The organism is Streptomyces sp. NPDC102274 (genome assembly GCF_044766385.1).
In the GTDB taxonomy this organism is placed as follows: Bacteria; Actinomycetota; Actinomycetes; order Streptomycetales; family Streptomycetaceae; genus Streptomyces.
Genome location: NZ_JBIWLW010000014.1, coordinates 116,835 through 134,112, shown reverse-complemented (window position 1 = coordinate 134,112; position 17,278 = coordinate 116,835). Strand labels below are relative to the sequence as shown.

The 17,278-nt window shown below is 71.1% G+C and carries 14 protein-coding genes; 5 read left to right on the top strand and 9 right to left on the bottom strand.

Annotation, left to right across the window (positions count from 1 at the left end; all coding sequences use genetic code 11):
• Positions 1 to 29 precede the first annotated feature (29 nt).
• The 4 genes from ACIRQP_RS20600 to ACIRQP_RS20585 are packed head-to-tail and all read left to right on the top strand — an operon-like array spanning position 30 to position 4,607.
• Positions 30 to 905, top strand: a complete 876-nt coding sequence (locus tag ACIRQP_RS20600; RefSeq protein WP_403891941.1) for an NTP transferase domain-containing protein — start codon at positions 30 to 32, stop codon at positions 903 to 905.
• Positions 902 to 2,494 (top strand): molybdopterin molybdotransferase MoeA, encoded by a 1,593-nt coding sequence (locus ACIRQP_RS20595; RefSeq protein WP_403891938.1) that lies wholly within the window; start codon positions 902 to 904, stop codon positions 2,492 to 2,494. The genes ACIRQP_RS20600 and ACIRQP_RS20595 overlap by 4 nt, the downstream gene beginning before the upstream one ends.
• A gap of 20 nt (positions 2,495 to 2,514) precedes the next feature.
• Entirely contained in the window at positions 2,515 to 3,570 is a 1,056-nt protein-coding gene (locus tag ACIRQP_RS20590) for a potassium channel family protein (RefSeq protein WP_403892134.1), read from the top strand.
• Positions 3,571 to 3,617: 47 nt separating this feature from the next.
• Positions 3,618 to 4,607 carry an NAD(P)H-quinone oxidoreductase gene (locus tag ACIRQP_RS20585; RefSeq protein ID WP_403891935.1) on the top strand — a complete coding sequence of 330 codons (990 nt, stop codon included), beginning with the start codon at positions 3,618 to 3,620 and terminating at the stop codon, positions 4,605 to 4,607.
• Positions 4,608 to 4,721: 114 nt separating this feature from the next.
• On the opposite strand, the gene ACIRQP_RS20580 is transcribed toward ACIRQP_RS20585, so the two are convergent.
• From ACIRQP_RS20580 to ACIRQP_RS20555, 6 genes are all read right to left on the bottom strand, one after another.
• Positions 4,722 to 5,261 (bottom strand): bacterial proteasome activator family protein, encoded by a 540-nt coding sequence (locus ACIRQP_RS20580; RefSeq protein WP_403891932.1) that lies wholly within the window; start codon positions 5,259 to 5,261, stop codon positions 4,722 to 4,724.
• A 194-nt stretch (positions 5,262 to 5,455) separates the two neighbouring features.
• On the bottom strand, positions 5,456 to 8,305 hold the full coding sequence (locus tag ACIRQP_RS20575; protein WP_403891929.1) for an FtsX-like permease family protein: 2,850 nt from the start codon (positions 8,303 to 8,305) through the stop codon (positions 5,456 to 5,458).
• Positions 8,302 to 9,138: an ABC transporter ATP-binding protein gene (locus tag ACIRQP_RS20570; RefSeq protein WP_403891926.1), complete on the bottom strand. Its 837-nt coding sequence runs from the start codon at positions 9,136 to 9,138 to the stop codon at positions 8,302 to 8,304. The genes ACIRQP_RS20575 and ACIRQP_RS20570 overlap by 4 nt, the downstream gene beginning before the upstream one ends.
• Positions 9,139 to 9,302: 164 nt before the next feature.
• Entirely contained in the window at positions 9,303 to 9,959 is a 657-nt protein-coding gene (locus tag ACIRQP_RS20565; RefSeq protein ID WP_403891923.1) for a PadR family transcriptional regulator, read from the bottom strand.
• A 98-nt stretch (positions 9,960 to 10,057) separates the two neighbouring features.
• Positions 10,058 to 10,690, bottom strand: coding sequence for a hypothetical protein (locus tag ACIRQP_RS20560; RefSeq protein ID WP_403891921.1), 633 nt, complete (start codon positions 10,688 to 10,690; stop codon positions 10,058 to 10,060).
• Positions 10,691 to 10,867: 177 nt separating this feature from the next.
• Positions 10,868 to 12,559 (bottom strand): protein kinase, encoded by a 1,692-nt coding sequence (locus ACIRQP_RS20555; RefSeq protein ID WP_403891918.1) that lies wholly within the window; start codon positions 12,557 to 12,559, stop codon positions 10,868 to 10,870.
• Positions 12,560 to 12,934: 375 nt separating this feature from the next.
• Between ACIRQP_RS20555 and ACIRQP_RS20550 the strand changes: the two genes are divergently transcribed.
• Positions 12,935 to 14,578 carry a protein kinase gene (locus tag ACIRQP_RS20550; protein WP_403891915.1) on the top strand — a complete coding sequence of 548 codons (1,644 nt, stop codon included), beginning with the start codon at positions 12,935 to 12,937 and terminating at the stop codon, positions 14,576 to 14,578.
• Positions 14,579 to 14,609: 31 nt separating this feature from the next.
• Here the strand turns inward: ACIRQP_RS20550 and ACIRQP_RS20545 are convergent, their stop codons facing one another.
• The 3 genes from ACIRQP_RS20545 to ACIRQP_RS20535 all read right to left on the bottom strand — a co-directional run bounded on the left by ACIRQP_RS20545 (position 14,610) and on the right by ACIRQP_RS20535 (position 17,080).
• Complete coding sequence (locus tag ACIRQP_RS20545; protein ID WP_403892131.1) at positions 14,610 to 15,629, bottom strand: phosphotransferase; 1,020 nt, start codon at positions 15,627 to 15,629, stop codon at positions 14,610 to 14,612.
• Positions 15,630 to 15,815: 186 nt separating this feature from the next.
• Positions 15,816 to 16,232: a pyridoxamine 5'-phosphate oxidase family protein gene (locus ACIRQP_RS20540; RefSeq protein ID WP_403891912.1), complete on the bottom strand. Its 417-nt coding sequence runs from the start codon at positions 16,230 to 16,232 to the stop codon at positions 15,816 to 15,818.
• A 191-nt stretch (positions 16,233 to 16,423) separates the two neighbouring features.
• Positions 16,424 to 17,080, bottom strand: a complete 657-nt coding sequence (locus ACIRQP_RS20535; RefSeq protein WP_403891909.1) for a response regulator — start codon at positions 17,078 to 17,080, stop codon at positions 16,424 to 16,426.
• Positions 17,081 to 17,278: the final 198 nt, after the last annotated feature.

The window sequence follows — 17,278 nt, the reverse complement described above, 5'->3', positions numbered from 1 at the left end:
GGCGGCCCGTCGCGGCCCATACTTCAGGCATGACCGCCTATGACGCCATCGTGCTCGCCGGAGGCGCCGCCAAGAGACTCGGCGGCGCCGACAAGCCAGGGGTACGCGTCGGGGGCCGGTCGCTGCTCGACCGGGTGCTGGCGGCCTGCGAAGGGGCCGCCCGCACCGTAGTCGTGGGCGGCAGGCGGCCCACGGTGCGGCCGGTGCGCTGGGCGCGCGAGGATCCGCCCGGCGGCGGGCCGGTCGCCGCGCTCGACGCGGGGGTGCGGTGCGCCGAGGCGGACACCGTGCTCGTACTCTCCGCGGACCTGCCGTTCCTGGGGGAGTCGACGGTGCGCCGCCTGATCGGGACGCTGGACAGTACAGGCCGTGAGGGGGCGTTGCTCACCGACGCCGATGGGCGTGACCAGCCGCTGGTCGCCGCCTACCGCGCCGAACCGCTCCGCCGCGAACTGGCCCTTCTCGCCACCGAGTACGGCAGTCTGCCCGGTCTGCCGCTCCGTCTCCTCGTGCAGGAACTCGACCTCGCCCGGGTCGACGCCGATCCGCTCGCCTCCTTCGACTGCGACACCTGGGAAGACATCTCCACAGCGCGGGCCAGGATCAGAGAGCATGGGACTGTGCTGGACGAATGGATCACCGCAGTCAAGGACGAACTCGGCATCGAGCTGGATGTCGACACCCGTCTCCTTCTCGATCTCGCCCGCGACGCCGCGCACGGGGTCGCCAGGCCCGCCGCGCCGCTGACGACCTTTCTGGTCGGCTACGCGGCGGCCAAAGCAGGCGGAGACGGCCCCGAGGCGGTCGCCGAAGCCGCCCGCAAGGCCGTGGCGCTCGCCCTGCGCTGGGCGGACGAGACGGAGGGCACCGACGGACCCGGCGCCAAGGGGGCCGACGCCGGATGACGGCCCAGGACCGCGAGGCCGACGGGTTCGACGACGCCCTGGCCCTCGTCGGCCGGGAGCCGGGCGCGGGCCGTGCGCCGGACCGGGCCACCGGCCCGGCCCACGACCCGCATCACAGCCAGGACCAAGGCCAGGACCAGAGCCGAGGCCGGGACCCGGAACGGGACCGGACCTGTGGCACGGCACAGGGCCACGGCACCGCACAGGCCCATGGCACCGCACCGGGTCACGGCGCCACACAGGGTCCTGGCGCCGGCTCCGCCCCGACCGCTCGGCACCGCGCCGAGCCATGGGACACCGCCCGCGCCCTCGCGGCCCGCGCAGCCGGGTCGGCCCCGGCCGCCCGCGCCGCCTCCGTACCCCTCGACCGGGCCGTGGGCAGGGCACTCGCCGAGCCGCTCACCGCACTCACCGATCTGCCATCCTTCGACACCTCCGCCATGGACGGCTGGGCGGTCTCGGGGCCGGGCCCCTGGTCCGTGCTGCCCGTCAAGGGCTCCCCGCGCGAAGGGGCGACGGCCGGCGCCCCCGGAACGCAGGAGGCCGACGGCCCCGGCATCCAGGGCGTGGACGTCCCCGGCACCCAGGGCGCCGACGACCTCGGCATTCTGGCCGGTCATGGGTCGGTGGCTCCGCTCCCGGACGGTACGGCCGTACGGATCGCCACCGGCGCCCGTATCCCGGCCGACACGACCGCGGTGGTCCGCAGCGAGCACGCCCGTACGGACAGCCGGGGCCATCTCCACGCCGACCGCGAGGTGATCCCCGGGCAGGACATCAGGCCGCGCGGCCAGGAGTGCCGGGCCGGCGACCGGCTGCTGCCCGCCGGCTCTTTGGTGACCCCGGCCGTCCTGGGGCTCGCGGCGGCGGCCGGCTACGACGAACTGCTCACCTTCCCGCGCCCGCGCGTGGAAGTACTGGTCCTCGGTGACGAGCTGCTCACCGAAGGGCTGCCCCGCGACGGGCTGATCCGTGACGCGCTGGGCCCCATGCTCGCGCCCTGGCTCCGAACGCTCGGCGCCGACGTCATCGCCACCCGCCGGGTCCGCGACGACGCCGAGGCGCTGCGCCGCGCGGTCACCGGATCCACGGCGGATCTCGTCCTCACCACGGGCGGTACGGCCGCCGGACCGGTCGACCATGTCCACCCGGTGCTCGACAAGACGGGCGCCGAGCTGCTGGTCGACGGGGTCGCCGTACGCCCCGGGCATCCCATGCTGCTGGCCCGGCTGCCCTCGGGGCGGCATCTGGTCGGGCTGCCCGGCAATCCGCTCGCCGCGGTCTCCGGGCTGCTGACGCTCGCCGAGCCCCTGCTGCGCGCACTGGCGGGACGGGCGCCCCGCCCTCCGTACCGTGCACTGCTGCGGGACGCGGTGCACGGCCACCCGTACGACACCCGGCTGGTGCCGTTCGTGCACCACGACGAGGGCCTCGTACCGCTGCATTTCAATGGTCCCGCCATGCTGCGCGGCATCGCCGCCGCCGATGGACTCGCGGTCGTGCCGCCGGGCGGCGCGCGGCCCGGGGACGAACTGGAAGTTCTCGACCTGCCGTGGGCGGCACCGGTCGATGGAGGGTGTTTCACGTGAAACTTCCCGGCCATGACGCGATGGCCAGGCACGCCGACGAACATCTCGTCGCGGCGCGGGTGAAGCTTCCGCGCCGTACGGCCGTACGGCCGCTGCGCCAGGTCACCAGACGGCTGTTGATGGCCCTGTTCGTCCTCGCCCTGACGGTCTTCATCGTCTATATCGACAGGACCGGCTACCACGACAACGCGGATGAATCGGTCGACTTTCTTGACGCCGTCTACTACGCGACCGTCACGCTCTCAACGACGGGGTACGGCGACATCGTCCCGTACAGCGACAGCGCACGGCTGGTCAATGTGCTGCTGGTGACTCCGTTGCGGGTGCTTTTCCTGATCATCCTGGTCGGTACCACTCTCGAAGTGCTCACGGAGCGCACCCGGGAGGAGTGGCGGCTGAACCGCTGGAGGTCCCACTTGCGTGACCACACCGTCATCGTCGGCTTCGGCACCAAGGGGCGCTCGGCGATGCAGACCCTCTGTGCCACGGGTCTCAAGAAGGAACAGATCGTCATCGTCGATCCGTCCAGCAAAGTCATCGACGCGGCCAACGCGGAAGGGTTCGTGGGCGTGATAGGCGATGCGACCCGGAGCGATGTGCTGATCCGCGCCGAGTTGCAGCGGGCGCGTCAGATAGTTATCGCCACCCAGCGCGACGATACGGCCGTGCTGGTGGCGTTGACCGCACGTCAGCTCAATCGGGCCGCGAAGATCGTCGCCGCTGTGCGCGAGGAGGAGAACGCACCGCTCCTGCGCCAGTCCGGGGCGGACGCGGTCATCACCAGCGCCAGCGCGGCAGGTCGGCTGCTGGGGCTGTCCGTGCTCAGTCCGAGCGCGGGCACGGTGATGGAGGATCTGATCCAGCAGGGCAGCGGCCTCGACATCATCGAACGCCCCGTCATAAAGGCGGAGGTGGGCCGGAACGTACGGGAGACGGACGACCTCGTGGTGAGCGTGCTGCGCGGCCACCGGCTGATGGGGTACGACGACCCCGCCGCCAGCCCCCTCCAGCTGACCGACCGTCTGATCACCATCGTCCGGGCGCAGAGCCCGCCGGTGGCGGACCACTCGAACTGACCGTACCCGCGGCCCGATTCGCGCCCCGCCGGAGTAGCCTCGCGGCCATGCATGCGATCACGATTCCGGAACCCGGTGGCCCCGACGCGCTTGTATGGGCCGAGGTGCCCGATCCCGTACCCGGCGAGGGCGAGGTGCTCGTCGAGGTGGCGGCGAGCGCCGTCAACCGCGCGGACCTGCTGCAACGGCAGGGCTACTACGATCCCCCGCCCGGCTCTTCCCCGTACCCCGGTCTGGAGTGCGCGGGCACGATCGCCGCGCTCGGCCCGGGGGTCTCGGGCTGGGCCGTCGGCGACGAGGTGTGCGCGCTGCTGGCGGGCGGGGGGTACGCCGAGAAAGTCGCCGTCCCGTCCGGGCAGCTCCTTCCCGTGCCGAGCGGCCTGGACCTGGTCTCGGCGGCGGCGCTCCCCGAGGTCACCTGCACAATCTGGTCGAACGTCTTCATGGTGTCGCATCTGCGGCCGGGCGAGACGGTGCTCCTGCACGGCGGGGCGAGCGGGATCGGCACGATGGCGATCCAGCTGGCCAAGGCGGTGGGCGCGCGGGTCGCGGTCACGGCGGGCGGCCCCGAGAAGCTGGCACGCTGCGCCGAGCTGGGCGCGGACATCCTGATCGACTACCGCGAGCAGGACTTCGTGGAGGAGATCCGCAAGGCCACAGACGGTGCTGGCGCGGATGTCATTCTCGATATCGTCGGCGCGAAGTATCTGGAACGGAACGTGCGGGCCCTGGCCGTGAACGGCCGGCTGGCGGTGATCGGTCTCCAGGGCGGGGCGAAGGCCGAGCTCAATCTGGGCGCCCTGCTCAGCAAGCGCGGGGCCATCACGGCGACCTCGCTGCGCAACCGGCCGCTGGCCGAGAAGGCGGCGATCGTCGCGGCCGTACGGGAGCATGTCTGGCCGCTGATCGCCGACGGTCAGGTCCGCCCGATCGTGGACCGGACACTGCCCATGTCGGACGCGGCCGAGGCGCACCGTGCGCTGGAGGCGAGCGCGCACGTCGGCAAGATCCTGCTGCTCACGTCGGCGGGCGCCTGATACGTCCGCGGCCCGGCACACCACTCGGTGCGCCGGGCCGTGCCTGACAGAGCGATCCGTGCCGGACAGCCTCATAGGAGCGATCCGGAGATCTACGGGAGCGATCCGGAAGATTTACAGGTACGGGCCCGAGCGGAGCGCGCCGTGGCCCTGCTCCCCGTCGTCCTCCTGGACCGAGCCCGGCGGCAGCGCGCGGCGCATCTGCTCCAGCTGGGCCCTGGCCGCCATCTGCTGAGCGAACAGCGCCGTCTGGATCCCGTGGAAGAGGCCCTCCAGCCAGCCCACCAGCTGGGCCTGCGCGATTCGCAGTTCCGCCTCGGAGGGAATGGCCTCGTCCGTGAAGGGGAGCGAGAGCCTCTCCAACTCCTCGACGAGTTCGGGGGCGAGCCCGTCCTCCAACTCCTTCACCGAGCCGGCGTGGATCTCCTTGAGCCGTACCCGGCTCGCCTCGTCCAGAGGAGCCGCCCGCACCTCCTCCAGCAGCTGCTTGATCATGCTGCCGATGCGCATGACCTTCGCGGGCTGCTCGACCATCTCCGTCACCGGGATCTCACGCGCGCCGTCGTCGGTTCCACCGCCGAGCGCCATCCCGTCCTGTCCCACCACGAGGACGTGGGGGCTCTCCTGCGTCCGTTCGTTCCTCGGCATCTCCATGCCGCCCATTGTCTCGCACATGTGCGTCACTACATGGTGTGCCCCCGTACCAAGGCGGATGACCTTCGTACGGGGGCACGGTTTCGTGGCGGTCCACGTGGCGATCCACGCGGCCATCCACGCGGGAATGGCGCGGGCAGCCCGGGAAACGCGCGGTCAGCGGGGCGGGCCTGTGGGGTGGCGGGGCCGTGGGGTTACGTCGCCGCCCGGCGGCCGAGCACCCGGTGCGAGCGAGTGACCAGCGCCGCCAGGATCGCGGCGCCCAGCGGGACGGCGACCAGCAGCGCGGCCAGCGTCCCCCAGGGGATCACGATCGGTACGTTGGGTGCGCTGACGCCGCCCCAGCCCTCGTCGAGCGCCTGCTGGTACCACTTCCACTGGCCGCGCCGGTCCGTCAGCCGTAGCCCGATCGCGGGCAGCACCCCGGCCGCCGTGCCGAGCAGCACACCCATCACGGCCACCACCCCGCACTGGAACCCGCTGAGCGTCCTGCGGACCCGCGCCGGGGCGCCGACCGCGGCGAGTGTCTTGAGGTCGGCCTCGGCGTCGGCCTGGGCGAGACCGGTGGCGATACCGGCGGCACCGATGGTGACCAGCCCGGCGAAGACGGTCAGCGCCAGCAGCACGATGCTGTTCTCGCTGGTGTAGCCGCCCTCGATATGGAGCTGCACATCGCTGCCGGTCTTGTCGAGCTCGCTGTCCAGCTTCTGCTTCTGGGCGTCGCTCGGCATGGCGTCGGTCGAGTAGTACGCGCCGAGCGGGACGGTGCTGAAGCCCGCCGCCTTCGCCGTGGCCGGGGTCAGGATCATCGAGACGCCGTACGCGTTGGGCGACCCCGCGACCTGGTGCGCCGCGACGGACTTGACGACGCCCGGCGAATCCTTGCCCTTCTCGTTGGCCGCGTCGGCGGCCTCGATGTCGGTGACCAGGCGGATGCCGATCTTGCCGTTCGTGTCGATGTTCCGCTTGTCGAAGGACACGATCTGCCCGTCCGCCAGCGCCGTTTCGGCGCCCGCGTCCTTGATCCCGAGGACCGTCAGCAGCTTGGCGTCACCGATCAGCACACCGCCTTCGACGTTGATGTAGACGTCGCTCTCCTTACAGCGCCAGTCCTTGGCCAGCTCGCGCCGCTCGGCCTTGCTGAACTTCTCCGCGGGGTCATCGGTTCCGTCGCTCATCCACAGCGGGCACTGGTTGGCCTTCGGTACGACCACCTCGTACCGCCCGCAGTCCTCCCCGCCGCCGTACGCCGGGCAACTGGGCCTCCCGACGGAGATCCGGTCCACATCGGCCCGGGTCTCGGTGGGCAGAGTCTTCTGGACGGCCGTACGGACGGTCGGGACATCCCGGCCGCCGCCCTCGTCGAGCATGGCGGAGACCGCGCCGTGGGGCAGCTGAGGCGTGTACCCGGCCCGGCCCTGGGCATCGATGCTCGCGGCGTACGTCGCGACCGCGACCGTGCCCGCGACCGCGGCCAGCACCGCGGCCACGGCGGGGGCCGTGCGCCCCCGGTTGCGTACGGCGTCACGCAGCGCCAGCCGCGGTGAGAGCGGCATCCAGCGGCCGATCCGGCCGAAGAGACCCACCAGGGCCGGCGTCAGCGCGACCACACCCAGCTCGGCGAGGGCACTGCCGCCCGCGACGATCGCGAACTGGTCGGTCATCGTCGATCCGTACAGCGCGATCGCGGCACCGAGCAGGAACGCGATCAGTCCGAGGATCGGCAGCACCCTGCTGCTCCTGCGCGCCCCGCGCCGGCCGGTGAGCGAGGCCAGCACGGTCTGACGGGAGGCGGTGACCGCCGGAACGATCGCGGCCAGCAGACCGGTGAGCACGGCCAGCGCCGCGATACCGATCAGCTCCAGCGGCCGGATCTCGAAGCCGCCGAAGCGCTGGCCGAGGTAGTCCTCCAGCACGGGACGCAGCGCGACGGTGAGGGCGACACCGAGGACCGTACCGACGACCGCCGCGGCGACACCGATCACCAGACCGCCGCCGAGCACGATGGCCCGGATATGGCGCCGGTCGCCACCGTTGGCCCCGACCAGGCCGAGCTGACGGCGCGAGCGCCGGGCGCCGACCGCGAAGGCGGGCCCCGCCAGCAGACAGATCTCCAGCATCGCGAGACCGACGATGGTGCCGGCCGCGGCCATCGCGGCGGTCTTGGCCGCCGTGCTCTGCTCGTACGTTCCCCAGCCGTCCAGCTGGTACAGCGGGACGTCCGAGTCGGCGGGCGGGTTCAGCTGTACGGCGCGTGAGGTGACTATGACGCCCTTGGTGTTGGCCTCCCGCACCATGTTCCACGTGAAACCGCCCGAGACGCTCACCAGTTGCGTCGTGGTCGGGGACGTGCCGGGCAGATCGTCGGCCTTCAGCGCCTTGTCGAGCGGAGCCAGGAACGCGCCGGGAAGCGCGTTGACCTGGTCGGTGTCGAGAGAGCTGGGGAGTTCGTACTCGCCGACGATCCGGTAGTCGGCGTCGAGGCCACGTGCGGTGAGCTTCGAGCCCACCCGCAGTCCGCTGGTCTCCAGGAAGTGTGTGGTCGCGGTGACCTCGCCGCCCTTCTCCGGGAAGCGGCCGCTGACCAGGCGCATGATGCCCTGGGCCATCGGGTCCGATGCCTTGAGCTCACGGATCTCGGTGTGCAGCAGCCCGTGCGTGGTACGGAGCTTGCCGGACCCGAGCGTGTCCTCCAGAACGGTGGCGCCCGCCGGGATGGTCTTCTCGATGTCCGCGGGACCCTCGGGCCACGGCTTGTTCTCGAAGTCGCCCACCGGCGCGTACCCCTCACCCGTCGGGTTCTGCAGGAGGGGCACACCACCGAACGAGGGGTCGGAGATCCGCGCGTCGGCCCGGCCGAGGTCGCGGTTCAGGCTCTCCGTGGTGGAGAGTTCCGCGCTGCGCAGGGTCAGATCCGCGGCGCTCACCCCGAGGATGGGCAGCGCGATCATGGCGAGGACGAGGAAGCTGCGTCCCTTGAAGCGCCAGGCGTCGCGGCGGGCTATCCGTACCGCGGCGCGCCAGGAGTGGAACCAGTTCTTCACAGCTCGGCCGCCTGGCCCGTGAGCAGCGAGTCCGCCTGGCTGCGCAGCGTCTGGTCGACGACCGCGCCGTCCCGCAGGAAGACCACGCGGTCGGCCCAGGCCGCGAAGCGCGGCTCGTGGGTGACCAGGATGCCGGCCGCGCCCGCGTCACAGCGCGTGCGCAGCAGCGCGAGCACGGACTCGCCGGTCTCGGAGTCCAGGGCGCCGGTCGGCTCGTCCGCGAGGACCAGACGCCGGTCGCCGACGAGGGCGCGGGCGATCGCCACGCGCTGCTGCTGGCCACCGGACATCTCGTCGGGGAACCGGTCGGCGAGCTCCTCCAGACCCATCTCCCGGAGCGCGGCCAGAGCCTCGACGCGGCCCTTGCGCGCGGAGACGCCGTCGAGTTCGCGGGGCAGCGCGATGTTCTCGGCGGCGGTGAGCGCGGGGATCAGGTTGTAGTCCTGGAAGACATAGCCGATGCTGCGGCGGCGCAGGGCCGCGAGCTTCTTGCGGTCGGCGGTGGTGATGTCGGTGTCCTCGACGATCACGCGGCCCGAGGTGGGGCTGTCGAGGCCGCCCGCGATGGTGAGCAGCGTGGACTTGCCGGAGCCCGACGGGCCCATGACGGCGACGAGTTCGCCGGGGAACACATCGAGGTTGATACCGCGCAGCGCGTGCACCTCGGTGGCGCCGCTGCCGTGGACGCGGGTCAGCTCCTGGAGCTGGAGCACGGGCCGCTGCTGCGAGTGCCGCCCCGGCTGCTGCGGCTGCTGCTGCCCCGACGGCTGTGGCTGCTGCGGCTGCGGCGACGTCGGCTGTGACGGCTGTGGCTGATGTGATTTGCGAGCCATGAGGGGTCCCCCCTGTGGGCGTACGCGCACGTACGAGCGGTTCGGTGTGAAGAGTGAGATGGGGCGGGAGTGGTGCGGTCGGCCCCAGGAGCCCATGGGCTCCGGCCAGGTGGTTCGGGTGGCGGCCGGAGCCGCGAGCGGTGGTGTCCGCGGTCGCGGCGCGGTCAGTCGGCCGTCGAGCCGGCGGACGGTGCGGAAAGGGGCGCCGCGACGGGGGTGAATCCGGGCGTGGACCCGGCGGCCGGATTGCCCGAGGGCGCCTCCGACTCCTTGCCGCCGCGCTCCGGCACCATCGCGAGCCGGATCAGCCGGACTTCGCAGTGGTCGAGCCAGCGCGCCTCGGCCTCGGTCTGGAAGATGAGCTGTTCCAGGACGAGGAGCCAGGCCACCTCGTCCCGGTCGGTCGGCACGGCTTCCAGAGCCTGTGCCTTCAGCCGCGTGTAGTCCTGCATCGCCTGGATGGTGTGGTGCCGCTGCGACTGGATGACCTCCCGGATGTCGACCCCCGGAGCCCCGACCGCCATGGCGAGTTTGATCGCCAGTTCGTCGCGGGGCGGGCTGGCGCGGTCGACGGGCGTACGGAACCAGGACCGCAGCTCCGCGCGGCCGGTCTCCGTGATCACGTAGAGCGCGTGGCCCGCCTCGTCCTCGCCGTCCTGCGCGACCATGCCGTCGCGCTCCAGCCGGCTCAGGGTCGTATAGACCTGGCCGACATTGAGCGGCCAGGTGGAGCCGGTGCGCGACTCGAACTCCGTACGGAGCTGGGAGCCGTAACGCGGACCGCGTTCGAGGAGGGCGAGAAGCCCGTGGCGAATGGACATACTCAGTATGTATACCGAGTATGTCCGCGCCCGCAAGCGACCTCAGACGGACTTCATAAGTACGCCGTAAGGAGGACAGTCGGGAGGGCGGGGGAGTTTCAGCGACGTCGGAGCCGCAGTCCGAGGAAGCCGAGTCCCAGGCCGAGCAGCGTGATTCCGGCGCCCAGGGTCAGTACGGGAACCGGCCGGGGGGCCGATCTGTCGAGGGCCGTCGCGTCCGGCCTGCGGTCGGCGGCGGACGGCGCGGACGCGGACGCCGTCGGCTCGTCCGTACCCGCGTGGTCCTCCGGCGGCCTCTGGCCCTCCCCCGGCTCGTCGGCCGCGTCCCACTCCTCCGCCGTATCCTCCTCCTCGTCCGTACGTGCGGGGGCGGACGCGGACGGCTTCGCGGGCGCGGAAGGCGCGGAGGCGGAGGACGACGGCTTACGCGAAGGGGCGGGCGGCTTCGCCGGGGAGGACGGCCGGGCGGGCCGTACGGGGGCCGCGCTCTCGGCCCTCGCGCTCGGACTGATGTCCTCGGGTGGCGTGTCCTCGGAATCCGGCTCCGGCGGTCTGCCAGGCCGGATCTTCCCCTCCCCGGCGAGACGCCCGGCCAGCGAGGGGACCGGAGGCTCGGGGGCGGCGGACGTGCGCGGCGGGGGTGCTGCGGACTCCTCGGCGTACGCGGCTGGTGCGGCCAGCAGCAGGGATGCGACCGCGATCGCGCAAGAGGTGCGGAACCTTGGAGTCACCGACCTAGCGTCACATGGGGCGATAAGTCCGGCATCTCGGATGTTCCGTAGTCCGTCGTACGTGCTACACGTCGTTCACAAGTACGACGGCTTACGAGGGTGTACGAGACATACGACGGCGTACGAGACGTACGACGGTGTACGAGACGTACGACGAAGAGAGCCTGTCCAGGCCGATTACTCCGGGTCCCCCGTGGAGATGGTCAGCTCGAACTCCTGCTCCCTGGGCAGCACGGCGGCGCCCGGCCGCGGGTACTGGCCGGTCACGATGTCCTCGGCCTGCGTGCCGTCGTTCTGCTTCTTCGGCTCCGACCACGTCCACCCCGCGGCGCGGAGGCAGTCCTTCACCGAGAGGATGTCCTTGTAGCGCAGATCCGGGACCGTCACCTTGGTCGGGTCGAGGCCGTCCTCCGAGGCGCCCGAGCACTCGGACGCGTCGATGGTCCGGTTCCGCTCCGGGGCCCGGTGGCCGCCGTAGGCCGGTGTGGCGGAGTAGCCGGTGCCCGGATTCACGGTCCTGTTGTCGTCCGCGCCCTTGTTCATCGAGAGCGCCGTGACCAGCCCGGCGATCGCGAGGACCGCGACCGCGATCGAGCCCACGATGACCGGCATGTTCCGACGGCCGCCCGGCCGGCCGCCCCCGCCGTGCGTACCGTGCCCGCCGTGCCCGCCGCCGTGCGCGCCATGGCCGGAACCGGGCGTCGTCTGCGGCTGGGGCGAGATCGTGTACGGCTGTGGAGTCGGCGAGGGGGTCTGGTACGCCGGAGGCGGCGTCTGCGGATAGCCGTACCCGGGCCCGGCGCCGGCTCCCGGCGTCTGCATCGGGGCGGGCGTCGGCGGCCCGTAAGGACCCGGCTGGTACGGCGTCTGCACGCCCTGCACGCTCGGCGGCGCCTGCATCGACTGGTCCACCGGCGGGAAGACCGCGGAGCCCACGCCCGCGCCGCTGTTCCCCGGAACGCCCTGCACGATCACCGGCGCGCCCGCCTGCCCGCCGGGCAGCACCCGCGCGCACTCGTCGCGCATCGCCTCCGCGCTCGGGAAGCGCTCGTTCGGGTTCTTCTTCAGCGCCCGCGCGACCAGCGCGTCGATCGCGGGGGTGATCGAACGGTTGATGCTGGACGGAGCGACCGGCTCTTCCTGCACATGCGCGTACGCGATCGCCAGCGCCGAGTCCGCGTCGAACGGCAGCCTGCCCGTCAGCAGCTGGAAGAGCATGATGCCGACCGAGTAGAGGTCGGAGCGCGCGTCGACACCGCGCCCGAGCGCCTGCTCGGGCGACAGATACTGCGGCGTACCGACGACCATGCCGGTCTGCGTCATCGACGTCACACCCGACTGCATGGCGCGCGCGATGCCGAAGTCCATGACCTTGACGATGCCGCGCTTGGTCATCATCACGTTGCCGGGCTTGATGTCCCGGTGGACCAGCCCCATCTCATGACTGGTCTCCAGCGCGGCCAGCACATCGGCCGTCACCTTCAGCGCCTTGTCGGCCGGCATCGCGCCGTACTGGGCGATGTCCGCCTGGAGTACGGAGCCGAGCGGCTGCCCCTCGACGTACTCCATGACGATGTACGGCATCAGCGCGCCGTCCAGCTCGTCCTCGCCGGTGTCGAAGACGGAGACGATGTTGGTGTGCGACAGCTTGGCGACGGCCTGGGCCTCACGGCGGAAACGCTCACGGAAGGACTGCTCGCGCCCCAGCTCCGTGTGGAGGGTCTTGATCGCGACCTGACGGTCCAGCGCCGCGTCATACGCCAGATATACGGACGCCATCCCGCCTTCGCCGAGCAGGTCGCGGAGCTGGTACCGGCCACCCGCGACCGAACCACCCGCGTAGCGGCCCCGTGCGCCGTCCTGGCTCATGACTGTGCTCCCCCTCGGCGCGCTGACGCGGTGGTCACGCGATGACCCGTTGTCGAATAGATCCCGCGGTTACGCGAATACGCGCCAAGTCTGCCCCAGGGCAGTGACACGTCAAGCCGGGTGCCCGTTCCGTGACCGTACGCACAACAAGCGTCTCGGAAGCGTTACAGGAAAAGCATGGAATTTGCATGGATACCGCGTGAGCGGGTTTCATGGCCGGTCCATCCTGGACCGGCCTGTCACACGGAGGCTGTAGCGTGATGTGGCATAGCCACCCCTGACACATCCCCTGACACATCCCCTGAGACACACAGACATACTGCGGAGCGCCCGCGCGCGTCGGCGCTCCGCGGACAGAAATGACGGCGAGGACTGATGGCACCCGAACCCGAAGCAGGCGGCGGAGTGTCGGATGCGGCGGACTCCTGGGGCGACAACGGATTGGTCGGCGGGATGGTCGGCGACGGCCGCTACCGCATGACCCACCGTCTGGGTCGCGGCGGCATGGCCGAGGTGTTCGCGGCCGAGGACGTACGGCTCGGACGCATCGTCGCCGTCAAGCTGCTCCGGGCGGATCTCGCCGAGGACCCGGTCTCCAAGGCCCGCTTCACCCGCGAGGCACAGTCGGTCGCCGGGCTGAACCACCACGCGGTGGTGGCGGTGTACGACTCGGGCGAGGACACCGTCAACGGCCAGACAGTCCCGTACATCGTGATGGAGCTGGTCGAGGGCCGCACCATCCGCGATCTGCTGGTCAGCGCGGAGGCCCCGCCGCCCGAGCAGGCGCTGATCATTGTCTCCGGGGTGCTCGAGGCGCTCGCCTACTCGCACCAGCACGGCATCGTGCACCGGGACATCAAGCCCGCGAACGTGATCATCACGGACGCCGGTGCGGTGAAGGTGATGGACTTCGGCATCGCGCGCGCCCTGCACGGCGCGCAGTCGACGATGACCCAGACCGGCATGGTCATGGGCACGCCGCAGTACCTCTCCCCCGAGCAGGCGCTGGGCAAGGCCGTCGACCACCGCAGCGACCTGTACGCCACTGGCTGTCTGCTCTACGAACTGCTCGCCCTGCGGCCCCCGTTCACCGGCGAGACCCCGCTCTCGGTCGTCTACCAGCATGTCCAGGACATCCCGGTCCCGCCGTCCGAGGTCTCGGACGTGGCGCCGCCCGAGCTGGACGGCCTGGTCATGCGCTCGCTCGCGAAGGAGCCGGACGACCGGTTCCAGAGCGCCGAGGAGATGCGCGGGCTGATCCAGTACGGAATGCAGATGCTCCAGCAGCACGGCAGCCATACGGGCACGTGGAACACCGGGGTGGTCGAGCCGCACATGGGCGGCAACACCCCGGCGATGGGCATGGCCGCGACGACCGCGCTGGGGCACCCGCCGCACGGCGACACGTCACAGGGCCCGATCCTGCCGCCGAAGAACCCGGACGACGGCGGGTACGACGGCGGGCACCGGAGCGGCGGCGGCCGCGGCAAGATGTGGATCTTCGTCGCGCTCGCGGTGATCGCGATCGTGGCGGGGGTGGCCTACGCGGTCCAGGGCATGGGCAATACGGACGGCGGCCGCGATACGACGGAGGACAAGCCGTCGAGCAGCACGAGCGAGTCGACGCCGAGCGATTCGCCCTCGCCCTCGGACACCCAGAGCGAGGACACCACGGAGCCGGACACCTCCACGGGAGGCAACCAGCAGCCGGACTACACGCCGAGGGAGACGCCGTCGGAGACGCCGAGCGAGTCCGACAAGACGAGTGACGCTCCGTCGAGCCCTCCGGAGACGGGTTCGACCGGCTCCAGCAGCGGGACGAGCGCGGGCACGTCGGACGGGGGCACCTCCGACGGGAGCACTGCGGTCGGGGGCACCTCCGACGGGAGCACTGCGGTCGGGGGCACCTCGGACGGCGGCACGACCGACGGAGGCACCACCGACGGCACGACCACCGGCAATGGTGCCCCCGGCGGCACCATCACCGGCGCCGACACCGCCGGAGGCACCACTCCCTGACCGGCGGGCGGCGCGCCGGTCTGAGCCGGGATCAGCCGGCGAAGGCCTCGCGCACCGCCTCGTACTCCCGCGTCCACCACACCGCCAGGGCCGACACCGCTGCGAACAGCGGGTCGGCCCTTCGGTCGTCCAACTGGTAGCGCCAGCGCAGTATCCAGAAGTCGTTGAGCCGCTCCCACCACACCCGGTGCACGGCCGCGGCCAGTTCGGAGGTGCGGGCTCCGGCCGCCCGGCGGTAGGCGCGCGCGTACGCCCGTACCTTCGTCAGCTCCAGCTCACCCGTCGGCAGGACGAAGAAGATCGCCGCGGCCCGTACCGCCTCCTCGGCGCGCGGCTGTACGCCGAGCCGGTCCCAGTCGATGATCGCGACCGGTTCGTCGCCCCGGTAGAGCAGATTCAGCGGGTGGAAGTCGCCGTGCACCCAGCCCGTGGCCGGTTCCGTGCCGGGGGGCGGCCTGCGGTGGGCGTGGAGTTCCAGCAGGTCCCGGCGTTCCATGAGGCGGTGTTCGGCCAGTGCGTCGAAGACGTCCCTGCGGGTACGCCCGCGGGCCAGGGAGAGCAGTTCATCGATGAGGTCGAAGGTGTCGGCGGGATCGGGGCTGTCGTACGCGAGCGCCGGCGGGTCCGGCTCCATCACCCGCTCCAGACAGGTGTGCACCAGCCCGAGGAGCGCACCGAGGTGCCCCGACCCGGCGGTGGACAGCTGCGAGCCGTCGCGATGGCGTCCGTCGATCCACGGGTGCAGGGCGTAGCAGTGGCCGCCGATGACCGCGACGGTGTCGCCGTCGGCGTTCTCGACGGGCGGGGCGACGGGCACGCCGAGCGTCTGGAGCCGCTGGGTGGCGCGGTGCTGGCGGGTGATGGTGTCGCGGTCGCCGTCCAGATGGTGCTTGAGGAAGTAGGCGCCCCGGGTGGTGCGGAGCCGGTAGCCGCGGTTGAGGAGCCCTTGGGCGACGGGTTCGCAGGAGAGCGGCTCGCCCGCGTTCCGGTAGCGGCGGAGCAGCGCGCGGACGGGGGGAGCGGGGGCGTGGAGCGGGAGGGTGGAGTGCAGTGGGGCGGACGGGTGGAGCGGGGCGGACGGGTGCGGTGGGGCGGAGGGATGCGGTGGGGCGGAGGGATGTACGGGGGGAAGCACGGTACGAGATGCACGAGCGGCGGCAGGCGCGGGAATGGGGATCACGGCGGTCGCAGCAGGTGCGGCGATTTCATATGAGCGCGGCACTTGTCAGATGTTAGATCACGCAACGTGTTGGCTTCGTCGCTCCACGGAATAGTCGAGCGTATGTACGGTTACGAACTGGGGCGCAAGCCGCATATAGACAGGAACGAATGGTTCACCGTCCACGCGGTGCGGGCCCGCGCCGAACATTTCCACCTCGGGGGCCGTCGGTTCGATGATCTCGGCGGTGCCGGTGAACTCCACCGACCACTGGTCCGCCTCGTCGCTGCTGAAGTTGTCCGCTCCGTACGCCACCACGCCGCCGCCGCACGCCCGGTGGTAGCCGAGGCCCGCGTGCATGCACAGCAGTACGGACCCGCCGGCCACGACATGGCGGGCCGGTGCCACGAACGGCATCGCGCGCATACTCGTCGCCACCCGCCCGTACCGCACCCGGCTGAGCAGATCGATGGCTCGGAGCTCCTCGGTGAACATGTCGTCCACTGTCCGTTACCGAAGACGTCACCAACAGAGGAGGCGGCCCCGGATGCGCGGGACGTAGGTCCCGATTAGGACCGGGCCCGATGCGGTACGCACAGCCGCGGGGCGCAGAGCCGCCGGGCACCGGGCCGCGGGGCGCACAGTCGCGGTACGCACGGCCGGTACGCACGGCCGCGGAGTCCGGGTCAGGACTTCTCGGCCTGGAGCCGCGCCACATAAGCGGCCGCCTGCGACCGGCGCTCCATCCCCAGCTTGGCGAGCAGGCTGGAGACATAGTTCTTGATCGTCTTCTCGGCGAGATGCAGCTCCCCGCCTATCGCGCGGTTGGTCATGCCCTCGCCGATCAGATTCAGGATCCTGCGCTCCTGGTCGGTGAGGCCGGCCAGCTTGTCGTCCTTGGGGGCGTTGCCCGTACGCAGCCGCTCCAGCACCCGCGCCGTCGCCTCCGGGTCGAGCAGCGACCGCCCCGCCGCCACGTCCCGTACCGCCGCCAGCAGCTCGTTGCCGCGGATGGCCTTGAGTACGTAACCCGAGGCCCCGGCCATGATCGCGTCGAAGAGCGCCTCGTCGTCGGCGAACGAGGTGAGCATCAGGCACTTGATGGACTCGTCCCGCGAGCGGATCTCCCGGCAGACCTCCACGCCGCTGCCGTCCGGCAGCCGGACATCCAGCACCGCCACATCGGGCCGGGTCGCCGGGATCCTGGCCGTCGCGTCCGCGGCCGTACCCGCTTCTCCCACGACCTCGATGTCATCTTCGACGGACAGAAGCTCAAAAACGCCCCTGCGGACGACTTCATGGTCGTCAACAAGAAATACCGTAATTTTTTCGTCTTTGTACACAGAATCCAGTCTCACACATTCACCCCTTCCCTGCCGGAGATCAGCGGGATAACGTGCCGTTGTTCCGGCGGCCTGCAAGGCTGTGACCAGTGGTTGTTCCAGACTTCGGCGATTTACTTGGAAATCCAAGCAAAATTGCAGGTCAGATGGGGTTACGCGGTAATGCCATCCACTGGGTAACGTGCCTGTGACAGGGCT

Excerpts from the sequence above, each read along its gene's own strand:
- ACIRQP_RS20585 (WP_403891935.1), top strand. The coding sequence starts at position 3,618 with ATGCATGCGATCACGATTCCGGAACCCGGTGGCCCCGACGCGCTTGTA.
- ACIRQP_RS20570 (WP_403891926.1), bottom strand. The coding sequence starts at position 9,138 with ATGGCTCGCAAATCACATCAGCCACAGCCGTCACAGCCGACGTCGCCG.
- ACIRQP_RS20555 (WP_403891918.1), bottom strand. The coding sequence starts at position 12,559 with ATGAGCCAGGACGGCGCACGGGGCCGCTACGCGGGTGGTTCGGTCGCG.
- ACIRQP_RS20565 (WP_403891923.1), bottom strand. The coding sequence starts at position 9,959 with ATGTCCATTCGCCACGGGCTTCTCGCCCTCCTCGAACGCGGTCCGCGT.
- ACIRQP_RS20550 (WP_403891915.1), top strand. The coding sequence starts at position 12,935 with ATGGCACCCGAACCCGAAGCAGGCGGCGGAGTGTCGGATGCGGCGGAC.
- ACIRQP_RS20580 (WP_403891932.1), bottom strand. The coding sequence starts at position 5,261 with ATGGAGATGCCGAGGAACGAACGGACGCAGGAGAGCCCCCACGTCCTC.
- ACIRQP_RS20595 (WP_403891938.1), top strand. The coding sequence starts at position 902 with ATGACGGCCCAGGACCGCGAGGCCGACGGGTTCGACGACGCCCTGGCC.
- ACIRQP_RS20590 (WP_403892134.1), top strand. The coding sequence starts at position 2,515 with ATGGCCAGGCACGCCGACGAACATCTCGTCGCGGCGCGGGTGAAGCTT.
- ACIRQP_RS20600 (WP_403891941.1), top strand. The coding sequence starts at position 30 with ATGACCGCCTATGACGCCATCGTGCTCGCCGGAGGCGCCGCCAAGAGA.
- ACIRQP_RS20540 (WP_403891912.1), bottom strand. The coding sequence starts at position 16,232 with ATGTTCACCGAGGAGCTCCGAGCCATCGATCTGCTCAGCCGGGTGCGG.